Source organism: Caballeronia sp. LZ033, from assembly GCF_031451265.1.
Lineage (GTDB): Bacteria > Pseudomonadota > Gammaproteobacteria > Burkholderiales > Burkholderiaceae > Caballeronia.
On the sequence record NZ_JARUXQ010000001.1, the window covers coordinates 864117 to 887588 of the forward strand.

General features: G+C 65.8%; 22 protein-coding genes and 1 tRNA gene. 7 read left to right on the plus strand and 16 right to left on the minus strand.

The genetic code is table 11. From position 1 onward, the window contains the following. Window positions 1-10: 10 nt before the first annotated feature. From QCE62_RS03875 to hemN, 9 genes are all read right to left on the minus strand, one after another. Window positions 11-451, minus strand: coding sequence for a hypothetical protein (locus tag QCE62_RS03875; protein WP_309914526.1), 441 nt, complete (start codon window positions 449-451; stop codon window positions 11-13). A 102-nt stretch (window positions 452-553) separates the two neighbouring features. Next, on the minus strand, window positions 554-1693 hold the full coding sequence (locus tag QCE62_RS03880; RefSeq protein ID WP_309914529.1) for a fimbrial protein: 1140 nt from the start codon (window positions 1691-1693) through the stop codon (window positions 554-556). Between the two features lie 254 nt (window positions 1694-1947). Further along, entirely contained in the window at window positions 1948-3276 is a 1329-nt protein-coding gene (guaD, locus tag QCE62_RS03885) for a guanine deaminase (protein ID WP_309914532.1), read from the minus strand. Between the two features lie 29 nt (window positions 3277-3305). Beyond that, entirely contained in the window at window positions 3306-4676 is a 1371-nt protein-coding gene (locus tag QCE62_RS03890) for an NCS2 family permease (protein ID WP_309914535.1), read from the minus strand. 4 nt (window positions 4677-4680) lie between these two features. After that, a complete protein-coding gene (locus QCE62_RS03895; RefSeq protein WP_309914538.1) occupies window positions 4681-5703 on the minus strand; it encodes an adenosine deaminase in 1023 nt (340 codons plus the stop codon). Window positions 5704-5740: 37 nt separating this feature from the next. Continuing rightward, a complete protein-coding gene (gene xdhC / locus QCE62_RS03900) occupies window positions 5741-6757 on the minus strand; it encodes a xanthine dehydrogenase accessory protein XdhC (protein ID WP_309914541.1) in 1017 nt (338 codons plus the stop codon). Window positions 6758-7226: 469 nt separating this feature from the next. After that, window positions 7227-7745, minus strand: a complete 519-nt coding sequence (locus QCE62_RS03905) for a disulfide bond formation protein B (RefSeq protein WP_309919601.1) — start codon at window positions 7743-7745, stop codon at window positions 7227-7229. A 122-nt stretch (window positions 7746-7867) separates the two neighbouring features. Then, window positions 7868-9247 carry an amidase gene (locus QCE62_RS03910; RefSeq protein ID WP_309914544.1) on the minus strand — a complete coding sequence of 460 codons (1380 nt, stop codon included), beginning with the start codon at window positions 9245-9247 and terminating at the stop codon, window positions 7868-7870. A 187-nt stretch (window positions 9248-9434) separates the two neighbouring features. Further along, window positions 9435-10817, minus strand: coding sequence for an oxygen-independent coproporphyrinogen III oxidase (gene hemN, locus QCE62_RS03915; protein WP_309914547.1), 1383 nt, complete (start codon window positions 10815-10817; stop codon window positions 9435-9437). Window positions 10818-10974: 157 nt separating this feature from the next. Between hemN and QCE62_RS03920 the strand changes: the two genes are divergently transcribed. The 3 genes from QCE62_RS03920 to QCE62_RS03930 all read left to right on the plus strand — a co-directional run bounded on the left by QCE62_RS03920 (window position 10975) and on the right by QCE62_RS03930 (window position 12839). After that, a complete protein-coding gene (locus QCE62_RS03920) occupies window positions 10975-11271 on the plus strand; it encodes a YkgJ family cysteine cluster protein (RefSeq protein ID WP_309914549.1) in 297 nt (98 codons plus the stop codon). An 81-nt stretch (window positions 11272-11352) separates the two neighbouring features. Continuing rightward, complete coding sequence (locus QCE62_RS03925; RefSeq protein ID WP_309807619.1) at window positions 11353-11943, plus strand: DUF1439 domain-containing protein; 591 nt, start codon at window positions 11353-11355, stop codon at window positions 11941-11943. Between the two features lie 62 nt (window positions 11944-12005). Continuing rightward, on the plus strand, window positions 12006-12839 hold the full coding sequence (locus tag QCE62_RS03930) for an undecaprenyl-diphosphate phosphatase (protein ID WP_309914552.1): 834 nt from the start codon (window positions 12006-12008) through the stop codon (window positions 12837-12839). A gap of 49 nt (window positions 12840-12888) precedes the next feature. Here the strand turns inward: QCE62_RS03930 and trmB are convergent, their stop codons facing one another. From trmB to QCE62_RS03945, 3 genes are all read right to left on the minus strand, one after another. Further along, window positions 12889-13632, minus strand: a complete 744-nt coding sequence (gene trmB / locus QCE62_RS03935) for a tRNA (guanosine(46)-N7)-methyltransferase TrmB (protein ID WP_309914555.1) — start codon at window positions 13630-13632, stop codon at window positions 12889-12891. Between the two features lie 92 nt (window positions 13633-13724). Continuing rightward, a tRNA-Gly gene (locus QCE62_RS03940) sits at window positions 13725-13799 on the minus strand. 67 nt (window positions 13800-13866) lie between these two features. Then, window positions 13867-14427, minus strand: a complete 561-nt coding sequence (locus QCE62_RS03945) for a YggT family protein (RefSeq protein WP_309914558.1) — start codon at window positions 14425-14427, stop codon at window positions 13867-13869. Between the two features lie 830 nt (window positions 14428-15257). On the opposite strand from QCE62_RS03945, the gene QCE62_RS03950 reads away from it, so the two are divergent. The 3 genes from QCE62_RS03950 to QCE62_RS03960 all read left to right on the plus strand — a co-directional run bounded on the left by QCE62_RS03950 (window position 15258) and on the right by QCE62_RS03960 (window position 17155). Continuing rightward, entirely contained in the window at window positions 15258-15419 is a 162-nt protein-coding gene (locus tag QCE62_RS03950; protein ID WP_309807623.1) for a hypothetical protein, read from the plus strand. A gap of 334 nt (window positions 15420-15753) precedes the next feature. Next, complete coding sequence (locus QCE62_RS03955; protein ID WP_309914561.1) at window positions 15754-16047, plus strand: hypothetical protein; 294 nt, start codon at window positions 15754-15756, stop codon at window positions 16045-16047. Window positions 16048-16189: 142 nt separating this feature from the next. Then, window positions 16190-17155 carry a threo-3-hydroxy-L-aspartate ammonia-lyase gene (locus QCE62_RS03960; RefSeq protein ID WP_309914563.1) on the plus strand — a complete coding sequence of 322 codons (966 nt, stop codon included), beginning with the start codon at window positions 16190-16192 and terminating at the stop codon, window positions 17153-17155. A gap of 20 nt (window positions 17156-17175) precedes the next feature. On the opposite strand, the gene QCE62_RS03965 is transcribed toward QCE62_RS03960, so the two are convergent. The 3 genes from QCE62_RS03965 to QCE62_RS03975 are packed head-to-tail and all read right to left on the minus strand — an operon-like array spanning window position 17176 to window position 20443. Continuing rightward, complete coding sequence (locus tag QCE62_RS03965; RefSeq protein WP_309914565.1) at window positions 17176-17844, minus strand: LysE family transporter; 669 nt, start codon at window positions 17842-17844, stop codon at window positions 17176-17178. A 2-nt stretch (window positions 17845-17846) separates the two neighbouring features. Then, complete coding sequence (locus QCE62_RS03970; protein ID WP_309914568.1) at window positions 17847-18851, minus strand: asparaginase; 1005 nt, start codon at window positions 18849-18851, stop codon at window positions 17847-17849. Next, window positions 18848-20443 (minus strand): UbiD family decarboxylase, encoded by a 1596-nt coding sequence (locus QCE62_RS03975; protein ID WP_309914571.1) that lies wholly within the window; start codon window positions 20441-20443, stop codon window positions 18848-18850. The genes QCE62_RS03970 and QCE62_RS03975 overlap by 4 nt, the downstream gene beginning before the upstream one ends. Window positions 20444-21031: 588 nt before the next feature. Here QCE62_RS03975 and QCE62_RS03980 point away from each other — a divergent pair. Further along, window positions 21032-22198 carry a transglycosylase SLT domain-containing protein gene (locus tag QCE62_RS03980; protein WP_309914573.1) on the plus strand — a complete coding sequence of 389 codons (1167 nt, stop codon included), beginning with the start codon at window positions 21032-21034 and terminating at the stop codon, window positions 22196-22198. A 77-nt stretch (window positions 22199-22275) separates the two neighbouring features. Here the strand turns inward: QCE62_RS03980 and QCE62_RS03985 are convergent, their stop codons facing one another. Beyond that, window positions 22276-23469, minus strand: coding sequence for a pyridoxal phosphate-dependent aminotransferase (locus tag QCE62_RS03985; protein ID WP_309914577.1), 1194 nt, complete (start codon window positions 23467-23469; stop codon window positions 22276-22278). Between the last annotated feature and the right edge of the window lie 3 nt (window positions 23470-23472).

A 23472-nucleotide genomic window follows, 5' to 3' on the forward strand; every position in this document is an offset into this window, starting at 1 on the left:
TTGCTTGCGGTTATTGCTTGCAGAAGATCGCCGTGATGAAAGGCGCGACGTGGTGCACCACTGCGTCGCTGCCTGCTTCGCGCACCTTTTGCGCGACTTCCTCGTCGCCGCCCCAGACGACCGCGCCATACGCCGCGTCGCCGATCGGCTCGCCCTTGCCCTGCTTGAAGAGCGGATCGTCCTTCTGATACGCGACCAGCGCGTAGACCTTGAAGCCATAGGCCGTCAGCGTCGCGCCCTTCACGGCGCGGAAGGCGTTGATCGAGTTCGACTCGATCCGCATCGGCTTCTTCTCCAGCAGATTGTCTTCCTGCAGCGGCGCGATGAAATCATGCGGCGTCGACTTGCAGTCGAGCTGTGCTTCGAGGGCACGCGCATGGGCGAATGCGCTGAACGAAGCCAGCGCCAGCGATAGCGCAAACGAGGTGATGCGGGCGGCGAGCTTCTTCATGGCGGCGCGGGATCGTGACAGGCTGCACTTTAACGAGAATGCAATAAAAGTGCTTGGACTGTCGAGCGCGCGCGTGACCACACGCTTTGTTCAAACGCGCAACTATTGATACGACATGGTGAACGTCGCCAGGCCGGCGACCTTTGTCATCGGATTCGCGGTGCGGATGTATCGCACGTTCAGCGGGATCGTCATCGGACCGCCGCTTGCCGTTCCGGCCGACCAGTGATTGGTGTTGCCGGCCGCACTGGAATCGGGCCCGTAGGCGATCGGCGTGGTGCCGTTGAGAATCTGCAGGCCGACACCCGATGCCGTCGATCCGCTTCCCAGGGTCAGCACATTCGAGGTGTTGGATGGCGTGGTGGCATCGGTCAGCGTGAGGTTCACCGACGTGCCGGCGGCGCAGTTCAGGCCGAGAGAGAACAAGGTGTTGCCCGCCACGGCGCCGGTGCTCGAAAGACTGGATGGCGAGACGGATGGCAGGGTGATGCCCACGGCCGGCGTGGTGACGTTGCAGCCGCGGGCGGTAATGGATGTCGCGCCGCTCGGGGAGAGGACGCGGAACGCGTAGCGTCCAGCCATGCCGACGTAAAAGTATCCGACTACGTTCTGGCTTCCGGGCCCGGTCGGATTCAACGTGAGCACGCCGCCCTTGACGGGTCCCGTCACGACGAGCTTGACGGTAACCATGACCTGCGAAGAAAAATAATTGGCGCCCGAATTATTCGGTAGCGACGCGCCGTCGATGGCGGTGTCCATCGTGGCTGTTCCGCTGAGGCCGCCGCCGGATATCGACGAGGTGTAGCCGATGCCCGGAACCGAGGTCGCGCCTATCCGATTCGGCTGAACGGGGCCGGCCGTGAGTGCCCAGAAGACGCTGCCGCCGCCATTGCCGCAGTTATCGCTGTAGGTCGCGCCGGCGGTGTTCGGGATGGGCCCGCTCACCGTGGCGATGACCGTTCCGACCGGTGCGTTGGCGGGCACGCTGATGGTGGCCGGGAAAGAGACGGATGCGTCTGGAAAGGTCGCCGTCGGCGCGCAAGCATGCGCGTATTCGGCACCGGTGAGCATGCCGGACAGCGAGATAACCGCCGCGACGACCTTGCGCGCTGTCAGTGTGTTCGATCGGGAACCGCGGGGGCGAGGCAGGATCGTCCGCACATGCAGCGTGAGCCCGGAACGGCAATGGTCGAGCCTGAGAAACAGCCTGTATAACTTTTCGGTCTCGGTAACTGAAAACATCGTGGGTCTTTCGGTGAAGCAACGCCTCGTTGTGTTCGATCAGGAAGGCGCTGCCAGGCAAGCTCGATACAGCCACCGCCCTCGATGCTTTCTGTCAGGCTTCCACGCAGCCCGAATGTTAAGAAACCGAAACGTCGTCCGCCATCGTACTAATCTGAATGATGCGGACATTGCCAGGAATGCGCGTCGTTGGCCGCCGGACGCGTGAATCGTCCGGTGGCTGCCGTTGCGGGAACGATCTGCCTGAAGCCGCTCTACGCTGCCTTGTCGAGGATGACCGTCTTGCGCCCGTCGCGCGCATGCACGCGCTTGCCGGCGGCATGCGTCTCGAACACCGCGCGGTCGTCGCCGAGCAGCGCGAACGCGAACAGCAGTTCTTCCAGCGACTCCGTGCGCGACGTGCGACGCGCGAGAAGCGGCGTCGCGTTCGGATCGAGCACGACGAAGTCCGCTTCGCTGTCGGGCGCGAGCGTGCCGATCCGGTCGTCGAGTTCCAGCGCCTGCGCCGCGCCGGTCGTCGCGAGCCAGAACATGCGCGTCGCCGTCAGATGATGGCCGGTCAGGCGCGCGATCTTGTGCGCGGCGCCCATCGTCTGGAGCATCGAGAACGACGTACCGCCGCCCACGTCCGTCGCCATCGCCACCGGCATGTTGGCCGCACCGGCTTTCTCGAAGTCGAACAGGCCGCTGCCGAGGAACAGGTTCGATGTCGGGCAGTGCGACGCCACCGCGCCGGTTTCCGCCATGCGTTCGCGGTCGCGGTCGTCGAGATGAATGCAGTGGCCATAGACCGAACGGCGGCGCAGCAGACCGTAGTGATCGTAGATGTCGAGATAGCTCCGATGCCCCGGGAACAGGCTCTCGACCCACTTGATCTCGTCGGTGTTCTCCGCCACGTGCGTCTGGATGAACACGTCCTGATGCTGCTGCGCCAGGGCGCCGCACGCTTCGAGCTGCGCTTCCGTCGAGGTCGGCGCGAAACGCGGCGTCAGCGCGTACTGCTGACGGCCGCGTCCGTGCCAGCGCGCGATCAGTTCGGCGCTGTCGTCATAGCCGGATTGCGCGGTGTCGCGCAGGAACTCGGGACAGTTGCGGTCCATCAGCACCTTGCCCGCGACCATGCGCAGGTCGCGCGACTCGCTTTCCGTGAAGAAGGCCTCGGCGGATTGCTTGTGCACCGTGCAGTACACCAGCGCCGTGGTCGTGCCGCAGGCGAGCAGTTCGTCGAGGAAGAAACTCGCCGTCTCGCGCGCGAGCGCCGGATTCTCGAAGCCGCGTTCGGTCGGGAACGTGTAGGTGTTGAGCCAGGGCAACAGGCCCGGCGCCGGCGACGCGATCATGTCCGTCTGCGGATAGTGAATGTGCGAGTCGATGAAACCCGGCACGATCAGCTTGTCGCGCATCGTGTGGACGATCGCGTCAGCGGCCAGCTGATCGCGCACCGACGCATACGCGCCTGCCGCGACCACCTTGCCGTCTTCGACGATCAACAGGCCGTCGGCCTCATACACCGCGCCGTCGGCGGCATGCGCGGGATCTTCCCGGAAAGTCAGCAACTGGGCGCGCCAGGCGGTCTGAGTCATGATGCAACGTCTCCGTTTCTGTAAAGGGACTACAACTGCGAAAGCAGGACCAAAGCAAAGGCCGCGATGATCCACATCGCCGGCTTGACCTCCCGCGCGCGGCCCGTCGCCGTCTTCAGCACGACGAACGCGAGGAAGCCGTACGCGACGCCATCCGTGATCGAATAGGTCAGCGGGATCAGGATCATCGCGAGGAACGCCGGAATGGCTTCGTCGAAACGCTGCCATTCGATCTTCGTGATCGCATCCATCATGAACACGCCGACGAGCACGAGCGCGGGCGCGGTGGCGATCGCCGGAATCAGCGACAGCAGCGGCGAGAGGAACAGGAACGGCAGGAAGCACAGCCCGGCCACGACCGCCACCAGCCCGGTGCGCCCGCCCGCCGAAATGCCCGCCGCCGATTCGATATACGCGTTCGCCGGACTGGTGCCGAGCGGCGCGGACACGAGCGCCGAGAACGAATCGACCATCATCGACTGGCGGATGTTGCGCGGATTGCCGTCCTGGTCGTAGAGCTTGCCGGCTTCGGAGATCGCCATGAAGGTGGAGAGCGCGTCGAAGAACGACGTGAACAGCATCACGAAGATGAACGGCCAGTAGATGAGCTTGAGCGATCCCATCAGGTCGAGCTGGCCGATGGCCGAGAAATCCGGCGCGGCGAACAGGCCGTTCCAGTTGACGAGCGTTTTCGTCGCGATGGCGGCGGGCCAGTAGGCGGTGCCGTCGCCCCACCAGCGGCCGATCGGCAGCGCGATGAGCGTCGTGAACACGATGCCCAGCATCAGCGCGCCCGTGACCTTGCGCGCCACCAGGATCGTGGTGGCCGCGAGCCCGATCAGGAAGGTGATGACCACCGGATTCAGCGATGCCGAATGCACGATCGTGACCGGATCGCTCACCACGAACTTGGCGTTGACGAGCCCGATCAGGCTGATGAACAGCCCGATGCCGCACGACACCGCATGCCGCAGGTTGGCCGGAATGGCATCGACGACGAGTTTGCGCGCGTTGAAGGCCGCGAGCACCGCGAAGATCACGCCGGACCAGAACACGCAGCCGAGCGCGGTCTGCCACGGCATCTTGCCGCCGTGGACCATGACGAAGGCGAACAGCGCGTTCATGCCCATGCCGGGCGCGACGAGCACCGGATTGCGCGCATACAGGCCCATCGCGCAGCTGCCGAGGAAGCTGACGATGACGGTCGCCGTGAGCGCCGCCGGAAACGGAACGCCCGCCTGCGACAGGATGCCCGGATTGACGACGATGATGTACATCGCCGTGAGGAAGGTCGTGATGCCCGCGACGACTTCGGTCTTCACGCGCGAACCCGCCGCGCGCACGCCGAAGAAGCGTTCGATGGCGGTCATGTCCCGGTTGGACGCAGCGGTCGTGTCCATGGGCTCACTGCTTCCAGTAGGCATCCAGGCGCGCGATCATGTCCGCGCGCTCCGCGTCGGTCACGAACGACGCTTCCAGGCTGTTGCGCAGCAGCGTGTAGACCTCGTGATCGTCGAGCTTCAGCGCATCGACGATCGCGAAGTAGTTCGCGTTGACGTAGCCGCCGAAGTACGCGGGATCGTCGGAATTGATCATCACGGCGACGCCCTGATCGAGCAGGTCTTTCAGCGTGTGCTTGGTCATGTCGTCGAACACGCACAGCTTGAGGTTCGACAGCGGACACACGGTCAGCGCGATGCGCGCATCCGCGAGTCGCGCAACGAGAGCCGCGTCCTCGATGCTGCGCACGCCGTGATCGACGCGATCCACCTTCAGCAGATCGAGTGCCTCGTAGACGTAGGACGGCGGACCTTCCTCGCCCGCATGCGCGACGAGTTTCAGGCCGCGCTCGCGCGCCTTCGCGAACACGCGTTCGAACTTCGACGGCGGATGGCCGCGTTCCGATGAATCGAGCCCCACGCCGATCAGCCGGTGCGCGTACCGGTCGAACAGCGGCAGCGCGCTTTCAAACGTGGCGAGCGCGTCTTCTTCGGACAGATGGCGCAGGAAACACAGGATCAGCTTCGACGTAAGGCCGCGCTTTTCGGCATCGGCGAGCGCGCGCTCGATGCCGGCCACGACCGTTTCGATCGGCACGCCGCGTTCGGTGTGCGTCTGCGGATCGAAGAAGATTTCGGTGTGCGTGACGTGATCGGCCAGCGCGCGTTCGACATAGGCGGCCGTCATGTCGTAGAAGTCCTGCTCGTGCAGCAGCACGCTCGCGCCGGCGTAGTAGATGTCGAGGAACGATTGCAGGTCGGTGAATGCGTAGGCGGCGCGCAGTGCGTCGATGGAGTCGTACGCGAGCGGCACGCCGTTGCGCTGCGCGAGCGCGAAGATCAGCTCGGGTTCGAGCGAGCCTTCGATGTGGATATGCAGCTCGGCCTTGGGCGCGTGCGCGATCTTGTCGGCGAATGTGGGATTCATGGGCTGTTATGGGTTGGGGCTTGTTTCGCGTCCGGGCTCAGACGCTCTGTTGCGACGACGCACGCGCCTGCGTGTTGGCTTCGACCGCTTGCAGCAGCTGGGCGGCTGCCGCGACCGCGATCACCTCGGGCGCCTTGTCGACGATGCCGTCGATGCCGATCGGACACACCATCCGCGCAATGCGCGCCGGGTCGATGCCGCGCGCCACGAGCCGGTGCTCGAACTGCTTCTTCTTCGTGAACGAGCCGATCATGCCGAAGAACGCGAAATCGCCGCGCCGGAGGATGCACTCCGCCAGCGCCAGATCCACCGTGTGGTTGTGCGTCATCACGAGGTAGTAGGCGTTGGGCGGCGCGCGGTCGATGGCTTCGTCGGGGGCGTCGTTCGGCTCGATCGTCACGTTGTCCGGCACGAACTGCGGCGCGGGAAACGCGGCGTCGCGCTCGTCGACCCAGGTGACGTGGCAGGGCAGCGTCGCGAGCACGCGCACGAGCGCCGCGCCCACATGCCCCGCGCCGAACAAGACGACCTGGAAGTCGCGCGGCGCGATGGTCTCGGTCAGCAGCGGTCCGCTTTCGGCGAAACCGGCGCCGTCCCATAGCAGGCAGTCGGCGTCGGCGGCGGCGGATTCGGGATCGGACAGCATGACGGCGTCGGGCTGGGGCGCGAACGAAATGCTGCGCACGGTCGACAGACCTTGCGCGGTGCGCTTCGCGAGCGTGGTCACCCAGTTCAGGTCGGCGACGTCGAGCCGCTCGAAAGCCAGCACCACGGCGCCGCCGCAGCACTGGCCGAGACTCGGGCCGAGCGCGAAGCGTTCGAGCCTGCGCATGTGCGGACGGCGCATGCCTTCCTTCAGGACTTGCCGGGCGGTCTCGATAGCCTTCCATTCGAGATGGCCGCCGCCGATGGTGTAGCGCGCATCCTCGCGCGTGACGATCATCTTCGTGCCTGGCTCGCGCGGCGCGGAGCCTTCGACACGCGCGACCGTCACGAGCACGACGGCATCGCCGTGCGCGAGCAGGTGTTGCAGGTCGTTCAGCCAAACTTGCATCGATGGAGCTCCGGGAAAGGTATCAGGGTGGCGTGAGGGTGGATCGTCGCAATCCGTAGTTTATCGGGATGGCTCGATGCGCCCACGCGCACGCGGAGACTGCCGGGTGCCGGACGTGCAAGGGCCGGGCGGATGCCGTGCGTGAGGAGACGTGACAGGGGATGCGGATGGTGTGCTTTGTCATGATCAGGAAGACATTGCGGACCCGGCGCGCGTTACGCGGGTGTCGTTCGTTTCGGGGCTGACCGAAAAAAACACGGCTTGCCTGGGCAGAACGGACTGCGCGCACGTAGATCGCCATCCAGACATGACCTTAGCATTGCAATATCAAAAAAATATTGCCGGCTCCGTATCAAGGGTATGCGGTCGGACTGATGCGTGGCGGGAAAGATGGGTGGAGCGGGGAGACGGGCGGCGCGAACGCCCCGCCCGGGACAACGAACGGCCCGGACGGCCCGGGCGGCAGGAATTACCGCGCGGTCGCGCGCAGCTTGCGCTTGAACCGCAGGCTCGCCAGCACCAGCACGAAGATGATCGCGAAGGCGATCAGCGACCATTGCGGCAGCGAGAGGCCGAGGATCGGCGGATACGGGGTCTCGCACAGGCCCGCGACCTTGAACACCTGCGGCAGCCAGCGCGCGGGCGGCAGGCTGTCGACGACCGGTTGCAGCGCGTCGAACCCGCAGCTGAAGCCCGGATGCGACTGCACATACACATGCCGCGCGGCCGTGGCGAGCCCGCCGAGCGCCGACAGCGCGACCAGCGTCTCCAGCAGCGCGATGCCGCGCCAGTTGTTGAAGCCCGCGCCGAGGAACGCGAACACCGCGATCAGCACGAAGAAATAGCGCTGGATGATGCACAGCGGGCAAGGGTCCTCGCCGTGATAGAACTGCAGATACAGCGCGCCACCGACCAGTCCGAGACAGACGAGCCCCAACAGCACCAGCAGGCGCCGCTCGCGCCGCATGACGCGGTCGCCCTGATGCATCGAGAAGTGATGTAAAGAGTTGTTCATTGTTCCGCAACGATTCGAGAAGGAAGTGCCTGAGTTGCGCCGCTTGACGGTGAATTCTAGCGCGAACGCCGCACCCGCGACGCCGCGCCGCCGCTTCAGCGCGTCGTGGCGAGTACGGCTTCGACCGCGCGCCCGATGGACAGCAACGCGTCGTCGGCGTTCGGCGCGCCGGCCAGCATCAGGCCGACGGGCGCGTCGCCGCGCGGGTGACACGGCAGCGACAGGCCGCAGGCATCGAGGAAATTGAAGGTGGTCGGATTGCGCAGGATGAGCGCGTTGGTCCGCGTGAAGAGGTCGTCGTCGGCGTCGAGGTCGGCGATGCGCGGCGGCAGCACCGGCACGGTCGGGCAGACGATCGCGTCGAAGCGCTGCCAGAGCGTCGTGCGTGCTTCCTCGATCATCGCGGCGCGGGCCTCGCACAGGTCGATGTAGTCGGCGGCGCTCGCCGCTTCGGCGCGCATCAGCCGGGCCAGCACGCGCGGATCGTAATCCGCGCCGCGTTCGGCCATCAGCTTCCGGTGCCAGGCAAAGGCTTCGATCGCGACCAGCGGATAGCGGTTGATCTCCGGCAGCCGGTCGAGCGGCGCGAAACGCACGTCTTCGACCACCGCGCCCGCCGCCGCCAGATGATCGATGGCCGCGGCGACCGCGCCGGCGACCGGCGCCTCGACGCCGTCCGTCACGTAGTTCGTCAGCACGCCGAGGCGCACGCCATCGAGCGGACGGGCGGCGGGCACGCCGGGCTCGCGGCCCGCGAGAATGCGGTCCACCAGCGCGCAGCAGGCCACCGAGACGCCGATCGGTCCGAACGAATCGAGTGTGCGGGAGAGCGGAATGCCGCCTTGCTTCGGGATGCGGCTGGCGGTGGGCTTGAAGCCGGTGATGCCGCACAGCGCCGACGGAATGCGGATCGAGCCGCCGGTGTCGGTGCCGAGCGCGACGGCGGCCATGCCGTCCGCGACCGAGGCCGCCGCCCCCGACGACGAACCGCCCGCGATGCGCGCGTCGCCCGGCACGTCGGCGCGCCACGGCGAATGCGGCGTGCCGTAGTGCGGATTGAGCCCGAGGCCCGAGAACGCGAACTCGCTCATGTTGGTGCGGCCGATCAGCACCGCGCCCGCGCGGCGCAGGCGGACGACCGCCACGGCGTCGGCGCGGGCGGGCGCGTGGTCGCTCAGCGCGGTCGAGCCGGCGCGCGTCACCTGGCCTTCGATATCGAAGAGATCCTTGATGGACACCGGAATGCCGGCCAGCGGCGACAGCACGGTGCCGGCGCGGCGCAGCGCGTCGTGGGCGTCGGCGGCGGCACGGGCCTGATCGGCATCGACGTGCAGGAAGACGGTCGAGCCCTGGCCCGCGGGATCGGCGATCCGTTCCAAGGCCGTCTCGACCAGCGCGCGGCTGGTCGTGCGGCCGGCGTGGAGATCGGCGGCGAGTTGGGCGAGCGGAGCGAACTGCGGCGAGGGGCTGGGCATGAGGTGGCGGCGGCAGGGCCGTTCGCGATGCGCCTTCGACCGTCCCGGCGCTTCGCATCGGCGTGAATGGACGGGCGCGGAGTCTTGCTTGCAGTGCCTGCGGCTCCGGCGCCCGGAGTGGCTGTCATTCTAAGCCAGCAAGGTAAGAAATACGCTTCCTGGAGCCTCGCCGATGCCCGACTTTCCTTCAGAGCGTGCGCGAGAAGCGCTGCGTGCCGGTCTGTCCCAGATAACGGTCGAACACCGACGCGACATTGCGCACCAGCATGCGTCCCGCGGGCAGTACCCGAAGCGCGTCGCGCGAGAGTTCGATGAGGCCGTCGTCGGCCATCGGCGCGAGGCGTTCGAGTTCGTCCGCGAAGACCGCCGGAAACTCGATGCCGTGCGCCTGCGCGACTTCGTCGAAACGCAGCTCGCCGCCGCACATGACGCGCATGATCAGGTCGCGGCGCAATTGATCGTCGGGCGAGAGGCGCACGCCGCGCGCGATCGCGAGCGTGCCCGCATCGATCGCTGCCGCGTAGTCGGCGAGCATGCGCGCGTTCTGCGCGTAGACGTCGCCGACCTTGCCGATCGACGAAGCGCCGATGCCGATCAGATCGCAATCCGCCTGCGTGCTGTAGCCCTGGAAGTTGCGCTGGAGCGTGCCCGCCGCGTGCGCGCGGGCGAGTTCGTCGTCCGGCAGCGCGAAGTGATCCATGCCGATGTACACATAGCCCGCCTCGCTCATACGCGCGATCACGCGTTCGAGGATCGCGAGGCGCACGGCCGGCGACGGCAGCGCGGTGGCGTCGATGCGCCGCTGCATCTTGAAGAGTTCCGGCAGGTGCGCGTAGCCGAACACGCTGACGCGATCCGGCCGCATCGCGATGAGTGCGTCGAGCGTGCGCGAAAAGCTCTCGACGCTCTGATGCGGCAGGCCGTAGATGAGATCGGCGCTGACCGAGCGGAAGCCGTGCCGGCGGGCGGCATCGAGCACGCGCTCGGTCAGCGCGCGCGGCTGGATGCGGTTGACGGCGCGCTGCACGCGTTCGTCGAAGTCCTGCACGCCGAGGCTCAGGCGGTTGAAGCCGAGTTCGCGCAGCAGCGCGACCGTATCCGCCGAGGCCTCGCGAGGATCGATTTCGATCGAAAATTCCGCGTGCTCGTCGGGCACGAGATTGAAGTGCTCGCGCGTGGCCGCCATCAGTTCAGCCATCTCGTCGTGCGCGAGGAAAGTCGGCGTGCCGCCGCCCCAGTGCAGCTGCGTGACGGGGCGCGCGGGATCGAACAATGTGGCCTGCAGCGCCAGTTCGCGCTTCAGGCGTTCGAGGTAGGGCCGGGCATGCGCGCGATTTTTCGTCGCGACCTTGTTGCAGCCGCAATAGAAACAGACGGTGTCGCAGAACGGGATGTGCAGGTACAGCGACAGCGCTTCGTGCGGCTGGCCGCGGCGGGCGGCCGCGCGATAGTGAGCGGGATCGAAGGTGTCGGTGAACTGCACGGCGGTTGGATACGACGTGTAGCGCGGCCCGCGAGCGTCGTAGCGGGCGAGCAGATCGGGGCGGAAGAACGGAGCGGCGGATGTCATGGCGGGCCTCTGGAATTCGTTCGAGTGTAGGGCGGCGTCGGGCGCCGGACGTGCGCGCCAGGGTCGCAGAACGGCATGCCCGGTTTGACGGATCGCAAGACGAGGCGTGGGACAATGCGGCTTTCGTCTTTTTGTGTTCGCGGGTTTCCTTATCGCCATGTCGATCGACTCTTCGCCTCACGCCTGCCGCGAGGGCTGCGGTGCGTGCTGCATCGCGCCTTCCATCTCCAGCCCGATTCCGGGCATGCCGCACGGCAAGCGTGCGGGCGAACGCTGCGTGCAGCTCGGCGATGATCTGCGCTGCGCGATCTTCGGCGATCCGCGCAGGCCGGCGTGCTGCAGCGGCTTGCAGCCTTCGGCGGAGATGTGCGGCGAGTCGCGCGAATTTGCGCTTCGGTGGATCGAAACGCTCGAACGGGTTACGCAGCCCCACGCGACGCAACTGTCCCGCTGATCGATGGTCCAAAAGCCGAACCGCATCGAACCGCGCCATCCGGCGCAACGCATCGAAGAACCCAGCACTGGAGGAATACGCATGACGCACACCGTCGCGCCGCTGCGGCGCCGGTTCGTGCTGGCAGCGCTGTCGCTGCCCACGCTCGCTCTCACATCGACCGCCCGCGCGGCGTCGAACTCCATCTTCCCGTTCATTCCGGATCACTACACATTTTCGACGCAGCAGGTCCAGGAAGCCGTAGCCCGCAAGTTCCCGCTGCAACGCACGGCCTCGCAGATTTTCGATGTCGTGCTGAGCAATCCGGTCGTCGGCATGGCGCCGGATCGCAATCGCGTGACGGTGCGCGTCGATGCCCGACTCGCGACGCCCTTCATGCCCAATCCCGTGGCCGGCACGTTCACGCTCTCCACGCAACTGGCCTACGATGCCCCCAGCCGTTCGGTGATTCTCGTCGCGCCATCTGTTGACGACGCGCAGTTCACCGGTGACGCCGGGCAGTACAACCAACAGATTGCATCGGTCGGTGCGCAACTCGCGGCCCAGCTGCTCGACCGCTATCCGATCCACACCTTCAAGCCCGAAGAACTCCAGTTCGCCGGGGTGTCTTACGAACCCGGTACAATCACAGTCCTTACAAACGGCATACGTGCGCAGATCGTCGAGAAGTAAGCCGACATCCGCCTGTACGGTGCTTGACAAACAACAGCTGTATCGGCGAACAAGGGTTGCGGATGGACTGGATACTGATGGTGAAGGCGCTCGTTCTGGGCGTCGTGGAAGGCTTGACCGAATTCCTGCCGGTTTCAAGCACGGGGCATCTGATCGTTGCTGGCAGTCTGCTGAATTTCACCGACGCGCAATCGAAAACCTTTGACGTCGTCATCCAGTTCGGCGCGATTCTCGCCATCTGCTGGGAATATCGCGCGAAGATCGGCTCGGTCGTGACCGGGCTGCCGAGTCGTCCCGATGCGCGGCGCTTCACGCTCAACGTCATCATCGCGACCATTCCGGCCATCGTGCTGGGCTTACTGCTGGAAAAGCACATCAAGGCGGTGCTGTTCTCGCCGGTGCCGGTGTCGGTGGCGCTGATCGTCGGCGGCATCGTGATTCTCTGGGCCGAATCGCGCCAGCGGGAACGCGCCGTGGCGCCGCGCGTGATCTCGGTCGACGAACTCGCCTATGCCGATGCCTTCAAGGTCGGTCTCGCCCAATGCTTCGCGTTGATCCCCGGCACGTCGCGTTCGGGGGCGACGATCATCGGCGGCATGCTGTTCGGGCTCGAGCGGCGCGTTGCCACGGAGTTCTCGTTCTTCCTCGCCATCCCGATCATCTTCGGCGCGACGCTCTACGAAATGGCCAAGTACTGGCGCACGCTGACCGTCGGCGATATTGGCTTGTTCGCGATCGGGCTCGTGGCGGCGTTCATCAGCGCGTTCGTGTGCGTGCGCTGGCTGCTGCGCTATGTCGCCTCGCACGACTTCACGGCGTTCGCGTGGTACCGCATCGGCTTCGGGCTGCTGATCCTGATCGTGGGCTACAGCGGCGGGCTGAGCTGGGCCGATTGAATCCCTTTGCGCGATAAAAAAGCCACGGCATGCCGTGGCTTTTTTGCGTTCAGCGACGCCGGAACATCAGGTCCCACACGCCGTGTCCGAGGCGCAGTCCGCGCCGCTCGAACTTCGTGACCGGCCGGAAGTCGGGACGCGGCGCGTAGCCGTCGGCGGTGTTCTCAAGCGCGGGTTCTGCCGAAAGGACTTCGAGCATCTGTTCCGCGTAGTTCTGCCAGTCGGTCGCGAGATGCAGATAGCCGCCCGGCTTCATGCGCGAGACGAGCAGCGCGACGAACTTCGGCTGGATCAGGCGACGCTTGTGGTGACGCGCCTTGTGCCACGGATCGGGGAAATAGATGTGCACGCCGTCGAGGCTGTCCGGCGCGATCATGTGCTCGAGCACTTCCACCGCGTCGTGCTGCAGGATGCGGATGTTGCCGAGTCCTTGCTCGCCGATCAGCTTGAGCAGCGCGCCGACGCCCGGCTCGTGCACTTCCACGCCGATGAAGTCATCGCCGGGACGCACGGTTGCGATCTCCGCTGTCGTCGCGCCCATGCCGAAGCCGATCTCCAGCACGCGCGGCGCCTCGCGGCCGAAGAGGGCATTCCAGTCCGCCGCTTGCGGCGCGTAGGGCACGACGTAGCGCGGACCGAGTTCGTCGAGCGCGCGCTGCTGTCCTATCGATACGCGGCCCGCCCGCGTGACGAAACTGCGGATGCGCCGGTGCCGCAGCGTCGAGGGATCGTCGGCGGAGGCGGGAAGGTCGGGGGCGCCGTCGGCGGCTTCGTTCTCGGGATCTTGATTCATGGCGAGGCAATGCTGGAAATCAAAAAGCCGCCCGAGTGTGACACTGGAGGCGGCTTTGCCGGGTGTTCTGATGTGGTTGGTGCTGAGAAACCTGGAGCGGGCGATGGGAATCGAACCCACGTCTGTAGCTTGGGAAGCTACGGTAATGGCCATTATACGACGCCCGCTTTGAGCCGAAGCTCGAGCACGCAATTGTAAGCGCAACGCCTTCGCAGGCGCAATTGCGTGCGCCGCTCAGATGCCGAACAGCGTCATCGATACCGCCACGCGCGTCACCACCATCAGCAGCACCTGCACGATGACGAACAGCAGGATCGGCGAGAGGTCGATGCCGCCGAGCCGTGGCAGGATGCGTCGCAGCGGGTCGAGGAACGGCGCGGTGATCTGAAAGAGCAGCGGCATGGCCGGCGACTGCGGGTTGAGCCACGACAGCAGCGCCATCAGGATCGTCATCCAGATGATGAGGTTCAGCGCCCACTTGATGACAGTCAGCACGGCGACGAGCGCGAGCATCGGCAGCATGAGCGTCGGGTCGACGCCGGCGAGCACGACCATCAGCGTGACGTAGACAGCTGCGGCGATCAGCGCCGCGAGAATGCTGGCCCAGTCGATCTTGCCGCCTGGCAGGATCTTGCGCAGCGGCAGCACGATCCAGTTGGTGGCCTGCATCACGGCATTGGAAACCGGGTTGTAGGGCGGCATGCGCACGACCTGCATCCATGCGCGCAGCAGCAGGGCCGCGCCGAACAGGGTGAAAACGGTGCTGAGCAGAAAACGGGCGATCTCGCCGAACATCTCGGGTCCTCTTGTTTGCGTGTGCAGCGTGGCGGCTGCGTCGGGTCGACTGAAAGAAGCTTGAAACGAACGATGCCAGGGACTAGCGATGGAGTCCGCATCTCCGTGCGCGGCGGGCACGGGCGCCGTCTGCGGCAGCGGGGCGCACGCTCGCGCGGCGCGATTCGGGATGCTTGACCTTGATCATTGTTCATTCTCGGGACGGGAGTGTTTTACCAGGCTGTCGCGAACCGTCACCGGCCGAAGCGGCGCGCGACGAGTCTTAATACTCGCCAGCTCTCGCGGGGCGGACCCTGAAACATCGCGACTTCCTGTTCATGGCGACTTGACTTCCCCGCCCACCGGGCCTTCTCGGTGGGGCGCCGGTCGTCACCTTAACACGGCTGCCGTCCCGATTGGGGGCGGCAAGGCGCTTGCGCCAACGACGACATTTTCATTTCCCTGGCAGTCAAATGAAAGCAAGTCGTAAATTTCAGAATCCCGGCCGATTGGAAGCCGATTTGCGGCGCATGTTGCGATTTCGACACGCGGGTCGACAGCGCGCGTCACGCAATGCTGGCAGGATAGACTGCATAAAGTGAAACGGACGCGGAGCGGTGCGTCCGATATTCGACGGCCCATCGTGCGACGCGCATTTGCGGGCCAGAACGGCATGGATTCTGCTGAATGTGGTCAAGCCCACGTGGATGCCAAGTGTTGAGTTCCCTGGCGTACGAAGTGAGCGAGGACAGCGCGAAATACTAAAGAAAAGAAGGATTCGATCGAAGAGGCAGGCGCAACCGGCCTTCAACCTCTTCCTCAGGTTTCATTCGCTACGTTCGGAGGTTGCCATGAGCATTTTTTCGTACCGGAAGCATCTGCGTTTCTTGAGCCAGACCCAGCGCCGCTGCTGGTGGGATCAGAAGAAGCGCCTGACGCCCCGTGTCGTCATCAGCGGCGCCTACGTGCCGCCCAATGTCACGCGCGAGTTTGCTTATGTGAAGGTGGGTTGAGGGCGCAACGCACGACGCTCTCACGACCGCACATCGAAGCCCCGTCGAAGACGTTCGACGGGGCTTTTTCGTTCATTTGTAATCAGACGTTACGCATTCTTTCCTTTCCATCCATGCATGTATTCACGCTGACGGCGAGAACCGCTTCGGCGGGCGATTCCACCTGATCAGCCGAATCGCGCGCGGCTTTCACTGCTGGATCAGCGTTAAGGAACTTGCAATTTGCAACAAATGGTCTCAGCGATAGATGTGCATTTTCGTTAAATTCGTTTTCGTACCGTCGCTCACGTTCCGCGCAAGCCGGAAACGATGCGAAGCGGCGAGGAGAACGAAAGTGAAAAAGCTCGGTAGTGTGTTGGTGGCCGGCGCGCTCGGCGTCGGGTTCATGAGTCCGGCTCAGGCGCATGTGTCGATTGGCGTCGGCATCGGGGTGCCGGCCTATCCGGTCTATGCTGCGCCGCCCGCGCCGGTATATGTGGCGCCGCCGCCGCCTGTCTACGTCGCGCCGCCGCCGGTGGTGTATGCGCCGCCGCCCCCGGTGGTCTATGGCGGTTACGGCTATTACGGCCGGCCGTATTACCGGCACCACGGATACTATCGGCACGGTCCGGGTTACTACCGTTATTGAGCCCAACCGACCACCAGCCTGAAAACAGGGCGATGCGTTTTAACGCGCATCGCCCTTGCTGTTTCCGGCACCCGGAGCAGGGCGGCATAAACTGGGACAATGCCACTTCCTTCCCGCTTCCTCCCAGCACAGGTTGCCGCCGATGACCTCCCTTCCCGCCCCCACCTACGATGACGTCGCCGATGCCGCCCGGCGCCTCGAAGGCTTCGCGCATCGCACGCCGGTCCTGACGTCGCGCACCGCTGACGACATCGCCGGCGCCTCGCTCTTCTTCAAGTGCGAAAACTTCCAGCGCATGGGCGCGTTCAAGTTCCGTGGCGCATGGAACGCCCTGTCGCACTTCGACGCCCGCCAGCGCGCGGCCGGCGTCATCACTTACTCATCAGGCAATCATGCGCAGGCTGTTGCGCTGTCGGCGCGGCTCGCGGGCATACGCGCGGCCATCGTCATGCCCGAGGACGCGCCGGCCGCAAAAATGGAAGCCACACGCGGCTATGGCGGCGAGGTCATCACCTACGACCGCTATACGCAGAACCGCGAGGAGATCGGCCGGCAACTCGCCGACGAGCGCGGCATGACGCTCATTCCGCCCTATGACCATCCGCACGTGATCGCGGGCCAGGGCACGGCGGCGAAAGAGCTGATCGAGGAAACCGGACCGCTCGACTATCTGTTCGTGTGTCTCGGCGGCGGCGGGCTGATCGGCGGATGCGCGCTCGCGGCGGCCGCGCTGGCGCCGGACTGCAAGGTGATAGGCGTCGAGCCGGAAGCGGGCAATGACGCGCAACAGTCGCTGGCGCGCGGCGAGATCGTGACTATCGACGTGCCGCGCACCATCGCCGATGGCGCCGCGGCCACGCATGTCGGCGCTTATAACTTTCCGATCATCCGCGAGCACGTGGAGCGCATCGTCACGGTGAGCGATGCGCAACTGATCGAGACGCTGCGCTTCTTCGCCCAGCGCATGAAGATGGTGGTCGAGCCAACGGGTTGTCTCGCGGCGGCGGCGGTCCTGCAGAAGATCGTGCCGGTCGAGGGCAAGCGCGTGGGCGTGATCGTCTCGGGCGGCAATGTCGATCTCGCGAAGCTCTCGCAGTACCTTGCCTGAAGGCGCCGAGGAAGGCAGGGTCAGCTTGCCGCGTGCACGATCAGGTCGCGGTATCCATTGACGATCACGCTATACGCGAAGTACGCGAAAAGCACCGCCGACATCACATGACACGCGCGCAGCAGCCGCGTGCCGGCGCGTTTGCGGCCGTGGCTGGCCAGCGTGCAGATGAAGAGTGTCCAGGCGAGGCCGCCGCAAAAGAAGCCCGTCAGGAACAGGGACGCGCTGACGGCGCTGGTCGCGCCCGCCTTGGCGATGAGCGCGCCGCCGACGGCCGCGAACCACAGGATCGCGCTCGGCGACGACACCGCCAGCAGGCAGCCGCGCACGAAGCTCTTCCAGTGCCGGGGACGTGGCACGGCGAGATCCGCCTCGCCTTCGACGGGCGGCGCGGAGGCCGGATCGAGCGCCTCGCGCGCCATCTTCCACGTGAGGAACAACAGCACGACGGCGCCGCCGATCCACACCACCCAGCGCACGGCAGGGAACTGCAGCAGCGCCGCCATGCCGAGCAGCGCGAGCGCCGCATAGAACAGGTCGCCGAAACAGGTGCCGAGGCCGAGCACGAACCCCGGCCTGAAGCCATGCGACAACGCCAGCGAGATGATCGCGACGTTGGCGATGCCGATATCGAGGCAGAGCGACAGCGACAGAAAAAATCCGTCCGACAACAACGACCACGCATGCATGTTCAAGCCTGATGGGAATGCAGCGTGAAGCGCACGTCGAGCTGGCCGGTCGGCACGCCCATGGTGTTGCGCACGACCGGTTGACGGAAGGCGGCGAGGGCGTCGCGCTGCTGCTGAGTGCCGATGCCGAGCTGTTCGAGCACGTGCACGACGACGGCGTTCAGCACCGCCGTATTGCCGTCCTCGACCTTGATCGCGATGCCGAGCGTGCCGTGCTCGCGCCGCACGCCGATCGCATAGCACGCATCCGCGCCGGTCTTGCCGACCAGGGTGCCGTCGAAGGCCTGCATCAGCAGCGTGCAGAAACGCCCTTCGCCCGCGACGAGTTCGGGATGCGCCGTCATCGCCCGGTGGATGCGTGCGAGCGGCGTGTCCTGCGGGGCGTCGGCGATCGTCATGAAGAGCCGCGCGAGATGCGCGAGCGGGAAGGCGGGCGTCGGCAGGTTGCAGCCGTCGATGGCCCATTGCACTGCATCGTCGGGCAAGCCGGCCGCGCGCGCCATCGTGCGTCTCACGTGCGCCTGCAGCGGATGGCCGGGCAGGTGATAGTCGGCGAGCGCGAGGCCCAGCGCGCGGGCGCCCGCGAGCATGCCGGCGTGCTTGCCCGAGCAGTTGCTGCACACGGCGGTCGGCGTGAAGCCGCGTTTGATCCAGTCGCGCTGCACGGCGTCCGAGATCGGCGGATGGCCGCCGCAGCGCAAGTCGCTCTCGCTGGACTGCGCCTTTGCGAGCATCGCACGCACGCGTTCGATATGGCGCGGCTCGCTGCTGTGCGAGGCGCACATCAGCGCGAGATCCTCCTCCGTGAAGCCGAAGCGTTCGAGCGCGCCGGTCTCGATCACGGCAAGCGCCTGCGCCGGCTTCGCCGCCGAGCGCGGCAAGGTGATGCGCTGCGGATCGCCGAACGAATGCACGAGCCGGCCATGCGTATCGACGACGGCGACGTGCGCCGCATGCGTGTTCTCGACGATCTCGCCCCGAAAGAGCATCGCTGCAAGCGCGCTCATGCGTCGAGCCCGAGTTCGGCCCACAGCCCGTCGACGCGGCGTTTCACCGCCTCGTCCATCACGATGGGACGGCCCCATTCGCGGTTCGTCTCGCCGGCCCACTTGTTGGTGGCGTCGAGGCCCATTTTCGAGCCGAGGCCCGCCACCGGCGACGCGAAATCGAGGTAGTCGATCGGCGTGTTGTCGACCATGACGGTGTCGCGCGTGGGATCGACGCGCGTCGTGATCGCCCAGATCACTTCCTTCCAGTCGCGCACGTTGACGTCCTCGTCCACCACGACGATGAACTTCGTGTACATGAACTGGCGCAGGAAGCTCCACACGCCGAACATCACGCGCTTGGCGTGTCCCGGATAGCTCTTCTTCATCTGCACGATCGCCATGCGATAGCTGCAGCCCTCAGGCGGCAGATAGAAGTCGGTGATCTCGGTGAACTGCTTCTGCAGCAGCGGCACGAAGACTTCGTTCAGCGCGACGCCGAGCACCGCCGGTTCGTCGGGCGGCTTGCCGGTATAGGTGGAATGGAACAGCGCGTCGCGCCGCATCGTGATCTTCTCGACCGTGAAGACCGGGAACCACTCCTGTTCGTTGTAGTACCCGGTGTGATCGCCGTACGGACCTTCGAGCGCGTGTTCGTAGCGGGCGGCGGCGCCTGTCGAGGGACGCGGCGGCGCGCCGGCGGGCGCGGCCGGCAGGTTGCCGTCGTGTGGATAGATGAAGCCTTCGAGCACGATCTCCGCGCGCGCCGGCACCTGCAACGAGTCGACGCCTGGCGTCAGGCACTTCGCCAGCTCGGTGCGCGAGCCGCGCAGGAGCCCCGCGAACTGATATTCGGACAACGAGTCCGGCACCGGCGTGACGGCGCCGAGAATGGTTGCCGGATCCGCGCCGAGCACGACGGCGACCGGATACGGCTTGCCCGGGTTCGCCAGCGCGAACTCACGGAAATCGAGCGCGCCGCCGCGATGCGCGAGCCAGCGCATGATGAGCTTGTTGCGCCCGAGCAGTTGCTGCCGGTAGATGCCGAGATTCTGGCGCGGCTTGTTCGGTCCGCGCGTGACCGTGAGGCCCCAGGTGAGCAGCGGTCCGGCGTCGCCGGGCCAGCAGGTCTGGATCGGCAGGCGATAGAGGTCCACGTCCTGGCCTTCCCACACGACTTCCTGGCACGGCGGCGCGCTCACCGATTTCGGCGCCATGTCCCATACCGCCTTGGCAAGCGACAGCAATTTGCCGGCGTCCTTCAAGCCCTTCGGCGGCTCGGGTTCCTTCAGCGCCGACAACAGCCGGCCGACGTCGCGCAGCGAACCCAGCGCGGCGACGTCGCCGCCGAGGCTCGTGTCCGCACTGCCGGGCGCGTCCGTTTCGATGCCCATGCCCAGCGCGACTCGCCGCGTGGTGCCGAACAGGTTGGCCAGCACGGGCATGGTGTGGCCGGTGGGCGCTTCGAACAGCAGCGCGGGACCGCCTGCGCGCAGCACGCGATCCGAGATTTCGGTGATTTCGAGAACGGGGGAGACAGACTGCCGGATGCGGCGCAATTCACCGAGCGCTTCGAGGCGGGCGGTGAAGTCGCGCAAGTCTTTATATTTCATCGATGCTCGCAGGTGAACTCGGGACGCCCGCGGGGCAGCTCTGCACAGGGCGGGACGGCTGCGCGCCACGGCGATTGTCGATTTTACCTGTGCTCGCGTCGGTGCGTTGGGGGACATTCAGCGAAAAGCAGTGCCGACGGAAGCGAAAACGTACCTTTCGGGCGCTGAACACTGTTCAATATAACCGTAAGTAATTGAAACCGAAGTCTATAGCATTGACGGATCATTAAACCCTGCTAGAATCGCTTGGCATCCAAAGCAGGTTTTGAAACTTTTTACCGCTGCCTCAGGTCTTTACAGACGCACATGCGTCGCCTGCGCCGAACCTGCCCGGCGACTCATGGCTGTTGGTTGTCACTGCCGGCGTTTCTCACGCCGGTTTTTCGCGTCGAAGGTCACCTGCGCACTCAGGGCATGCAGTACGTGCCGCGCAACCCGGTGTTCATGCCGGATCGGCCTTCCAGACGGCGCATGCCGTATCCCCGATGCCGCTTACGCTTGCCAAGAGCGAGCGGTGTCTGATTTGCGCTTTTGATATGGGCTTTATTCGTATTCATCTGCGCTAATCATGCAACATTGGGAGTATCGATGAACGCTTGGTTATCGTGGGGTTCCGACACCCGCGCCGCGCAACTGGTGCGCATCGCGCTGCGTCGTGGACGCCGTTTGAGTCACCATCTCTTCAGCCTGGTCGGCGGCGTTGCCGTGATCACGGCGTTGTCGCTGTGGCTGCTGCCTTCGTGGCGCACCACGCTCGCCGCAAAGGTCATGCCTTTCGTGTCCGCCGCCGTGCAGGCCGGTCCGGCTCGCCTGCTCGCGGGGCAGCCGCTGCCGCCGTTCTCGGCGGTGCATCGCCCGGCGAACGACGCCATGCTGCCGGTGAACCTGGCCGTGAACCACGCCAGCGCCGCTGACGCGCCCGCCGCGAACGGCAACGCGCCCGCCGCGGTCACGCCCTCGCTCGGTGCGGCTGCCAGCGACGACGACAGCACCCGCCAGCTGACCGGCGGCATCAGTCTCGCCGTTTCGCCGAACGGTCTCGATCCGCGCACGATGCCGTCCGTCGGCATGCTGGCGAGTCTGATCCCGGCGCAACGCGTCGTCGCCGATGCGCGCGACGACCGCGTGCTGGTTTCCACGCGTGAGCAGAAACTGGTCGCGAACTTCATCGCGCGGCGCTATCGCGTGGCGGAAGAGCCGGTCACCGAGCTCGTGCGCGCAGCGTTCGACACGGGCCGCGAAGTCGGGCTCGATCCGCTGTTGCTGCTCTCCGTAATGGCGATCGAATCGGGCTTCAATCCGTATGCCGAAAGCGGCGTCGGCGCGCAGGGTCTGATGCAGGTGATGTCGAAGGTGCACTCGGACAAGTTCCAGTACTTCGGCGGCTCGCACGCGGCGCTTGATCCGCTCGCGAACATCAAGGTCGGCGCGCTCGTGCTGAAGGATTGCATCGCGCGCGGAGGCTCGGTAGCGGGCGGCCTGCGCTTCTACGTCGGCTCGACGACGCAGGACGACGGCGGCTACGGCGCCAAGGTGCTGGCCGAGCGTTCCCGTCTGCGCGACGTCGCACGCGGCCGCAATGTGCCGATCAATGCCCCGCAGGCGCCGGTTCAACCCGCGCCCAAGCAGGTGCTGGCGTCCGCCACGCCCGAAAAGCGCGTTCACGTGACGATCGATACGTCGAAGAAGCAGGGCGCGCAGGACGATGGCGACACGGAAACGAAGCACGTTGCTTCGGCGGAATTCGGCGCCTGAATACTGTCGCAAGCGTCTGACCAATGAAAAATGGGCACCCGAGGGTGCCCATTTTTCATTCGGCCAAGCTGGAGTGTTCAGCGGCTGAACAAGGACCCCAGCCGAGCCACCGCCTCTTCGAGCTTCGCATGAGCGGTCGCATATGAAAGACGCAAATAGCGCTGCGGCGCATGAAACCCGAAGTCCGTGCCCGGCACGAGCACCACGCCCGCGTCATGCAGCATCGCGTGCGTGAGCGCGTCGCTGTTGCCGGCGGCGGGATGGTGCACCGTGGCGGTATCCGCGTAGACATAGAAGGCGCCGTCCGGCACCACCGGCACGCCGAAACCGAGCGAACGCAGCGCGGGCACGATGTAGTCGCGCCGCCGTTTGAATTCGCCCCGGCGAGCCTCGTAGATCGCGAGCGTCTCGGGCTCGAAGCAGGCGAGCGCCGCATGTTGCGCAAGCGCCGACGCGCAGATGAACAGGTTCTGGGACAGTTTTTCGAGCGCGCCGACCATCGCGTGCGGCACGACGAGCCAGCCGAGCCGCCAGCCGGTCATGTTGAAGTACTTCGAGAAGCTGTTGACCGTGACGACGTCGTCGCCGAAGGAGAGGGCGGACACGGGTTTCGCGTCGTAGCTCAGCCCCTGGTAGATCTCGTCGACGATGGTGAAGCCGCCGCGCGCACGCACCGCGCCGATGATCCGCCGCAGTTCATCCGGCTCGATCGACGTGCCCGTCGGGTTCGACGGCGACGCGAGCAGCACGCCGCGTGTCTTGTCGGTCCAGTATTCCTCGACATGCCCGGCTGTCAGCTGGAAGCGTTCCGCCGGACCGCTCGGAATCAGCACCGGCTTGCCGTCCGCGGCCGACACGAAGTGCCGGTTGCACGGATAGCAGGGGTCGGGCATCAGGACTTCGTCGCCGTGATCGACCAGCGCCATGCACGCGAGCAGCAGCGCCGCCGACGCGCCCGCCGTCACGACGATGCGCGCCGGATCGATGTCGAGGCCGAACGTATCGCGGTAATGCTGCGCAATCGCTTCGCGCAGCGCGTGGATGCCGAGCGCGTTGGTGTACTGCGTGACGCCGCGCGTGAGGGCGTTGGCGGCGGCGCGGGTGACGGGCTCGGGCGCGGTGAAATCCGGTTCGCCGATGCTCATGTGGATGATGTCGCGGCCGGCGCGTTCGAGCACCTGGGCCTGCTTCATCAGTTCCATCACGTAGAACGGCTCGATGGCGCCAACCCGCGACGCCAGTCTCACCAGCGGCTCCGCTGCGTGGTTCATCTA

Excerpts from the sequence above, each read along its gene's own strand:
- QCE62_RS03965 (WP_309914565.1), bottom strand. The coding sequence starts at position 17,844 with ATGCATGCGTGGTCGTTGTTGTCGGACGGATTTTTTCTGTCGCTGTCG.
- QCE62_RS03975 (WP_309914571.1), bottom strand. The coding sequence starts at position 20,443 with ATGAAATATAAAGACTTGCGCGACTTCACCGCCCGCCTCGAAGCGCTC.
- QCE62_RS03895 (WP_309914538.1), bottom strand. The coding sequence starts at position 5,703 with ATGAATCCCACATTCGCCGACAAGATCGCGCACGCGCCCAAGGCCGAG.
- QCE62_RS03880 (WP_309914529.1), bottom strand. The coding sequence starts at position 1,693 with ATGTTTTCAGTTACCGAGACCGAAAAGTTATACAGGCTGTTTCTCAGG.
- QCE62_RS03875 (WP_309914526.1), bottom strand. The coding sequence starts at position 451 with ATGAAGAAGCTCGCCGCCCGCATCACCTCGTTTGCGCTATCGCTGGCG.
- QCE62_RS03925 (WP_309807619.1), top strand. The coding sequence starts at position 11,353 with ATGACGCACACCGTCGCGCCGCTGCGGCGCCGGTTCGTGCTGGCAGCG.
- xdhC (WP_309914541.1), bottom strand. The coding sequence starts at position 6,757 with ATGCAAGTTTGGCTGAACGACCTGCAACACCTGCTCGCGCACGGCGAT.
- QCE62_RS03920 (WP_309914549.1), top strand. The coding sequence starts at position 10,975 with ATGTCGATCGACTCTTCGCCTCACGCCTGCCGCGAGGGCTGCGGTGCG.
- QCE62_RS03890 (WP_309914535.1), bottom strand. The coding sequence starts at position 4,676 with ATGGACACGACCGCTGCGTCCAACCGGGACATGACCGCCATCGAACGC.
- QCE62_RS03905 (WP_309919601.1), bottom strand. The coding sequence starts at position 7,745 with ATGCATCAGGGCGACCGCGTCATGCGGCGCGAGCGGCGCCTGCTGGTG.
- QCE62_RS03930 (WP_309914552.1), top strand. The coding sequence starts at position 12,006 with ATGGACTGGATACTGATGGTGAAGGCGCTCGTTCTGGGCGTCGTGGAA.
- hemN (WP_309914547.1), bottom strand. The coding sequence starts at position 10,817 with ATGACATCCGCCGCTCCGTTCTTCCGCCCCGATCTGCTCGCCCGCTAC.
- QCE62_RS03985 (WP_309914577.1), bottom strand. The coding sequence starts at position 23,469 with ATGAACCACGCAGCGGAGCCGCTGGTGAGACTGGCGTCGCGGGTTGGC.
- QCE62_RS03910 (WP_309914544.1), bottom strand. The coding sequence starts at position 9,247 with ATGCCCAGCCCCTCGCCGCAGTTCGCTCCGCTCGCCCAACTCGCCGCC.
- QCE62_RS03980 (WP_309914573.1), top strand. The coding sequence starts at position 21,032 with ATGAACGCTTGGTTATCGTGGGGTTCCGACACCCGCGCCGCGCAACTG.
- guaD (WP_309914532.1), bottom strand. The coding sequence starts at position 3,276 with ATGACTCAGACCGCCTGGCGCGCCCAGTTGCTGACTTTCCGGGAAGAT.
- QCE62_RS03960 (WP_309914563.1), top strand. The coding sequence starts at position 16,190 with ATGACCTCCCTTCCCGCCCCCACCTACGATGACGTCGCCGATGCCGCC.
- QCE62_RS03970 (WP_309914568.1), bottom strand. The coding sequence starts at position 18,851 with ATGAGCGCGCTTGCAGCGATGCTCTTTCGGGGCGAGATCGTCGAGAAC.
- QCE62_RS03945 (WP_309914558.1), bottom strand. The coding sequence starts at position 14,427 with ATGTTCGGCGAGATCGCCCGTTTTCTGCTCAGCACCGTTTTCACCCTG.
- trmB (WP_309914555.1), bottom strand. The coding sequence starts at position 13,632 with ATGAATCAAGATCCCGAGAACGAAGCCGCCGACGGCGCCCCCGACCTT.
- QCE62_RS03950 (WP_309807623.1), top strand. The coding sequence starts at position 15,258 with ATGAGCATTTTTTCGTACCGGAAGCATCTGCGTTTCTTGAGCCAGACC.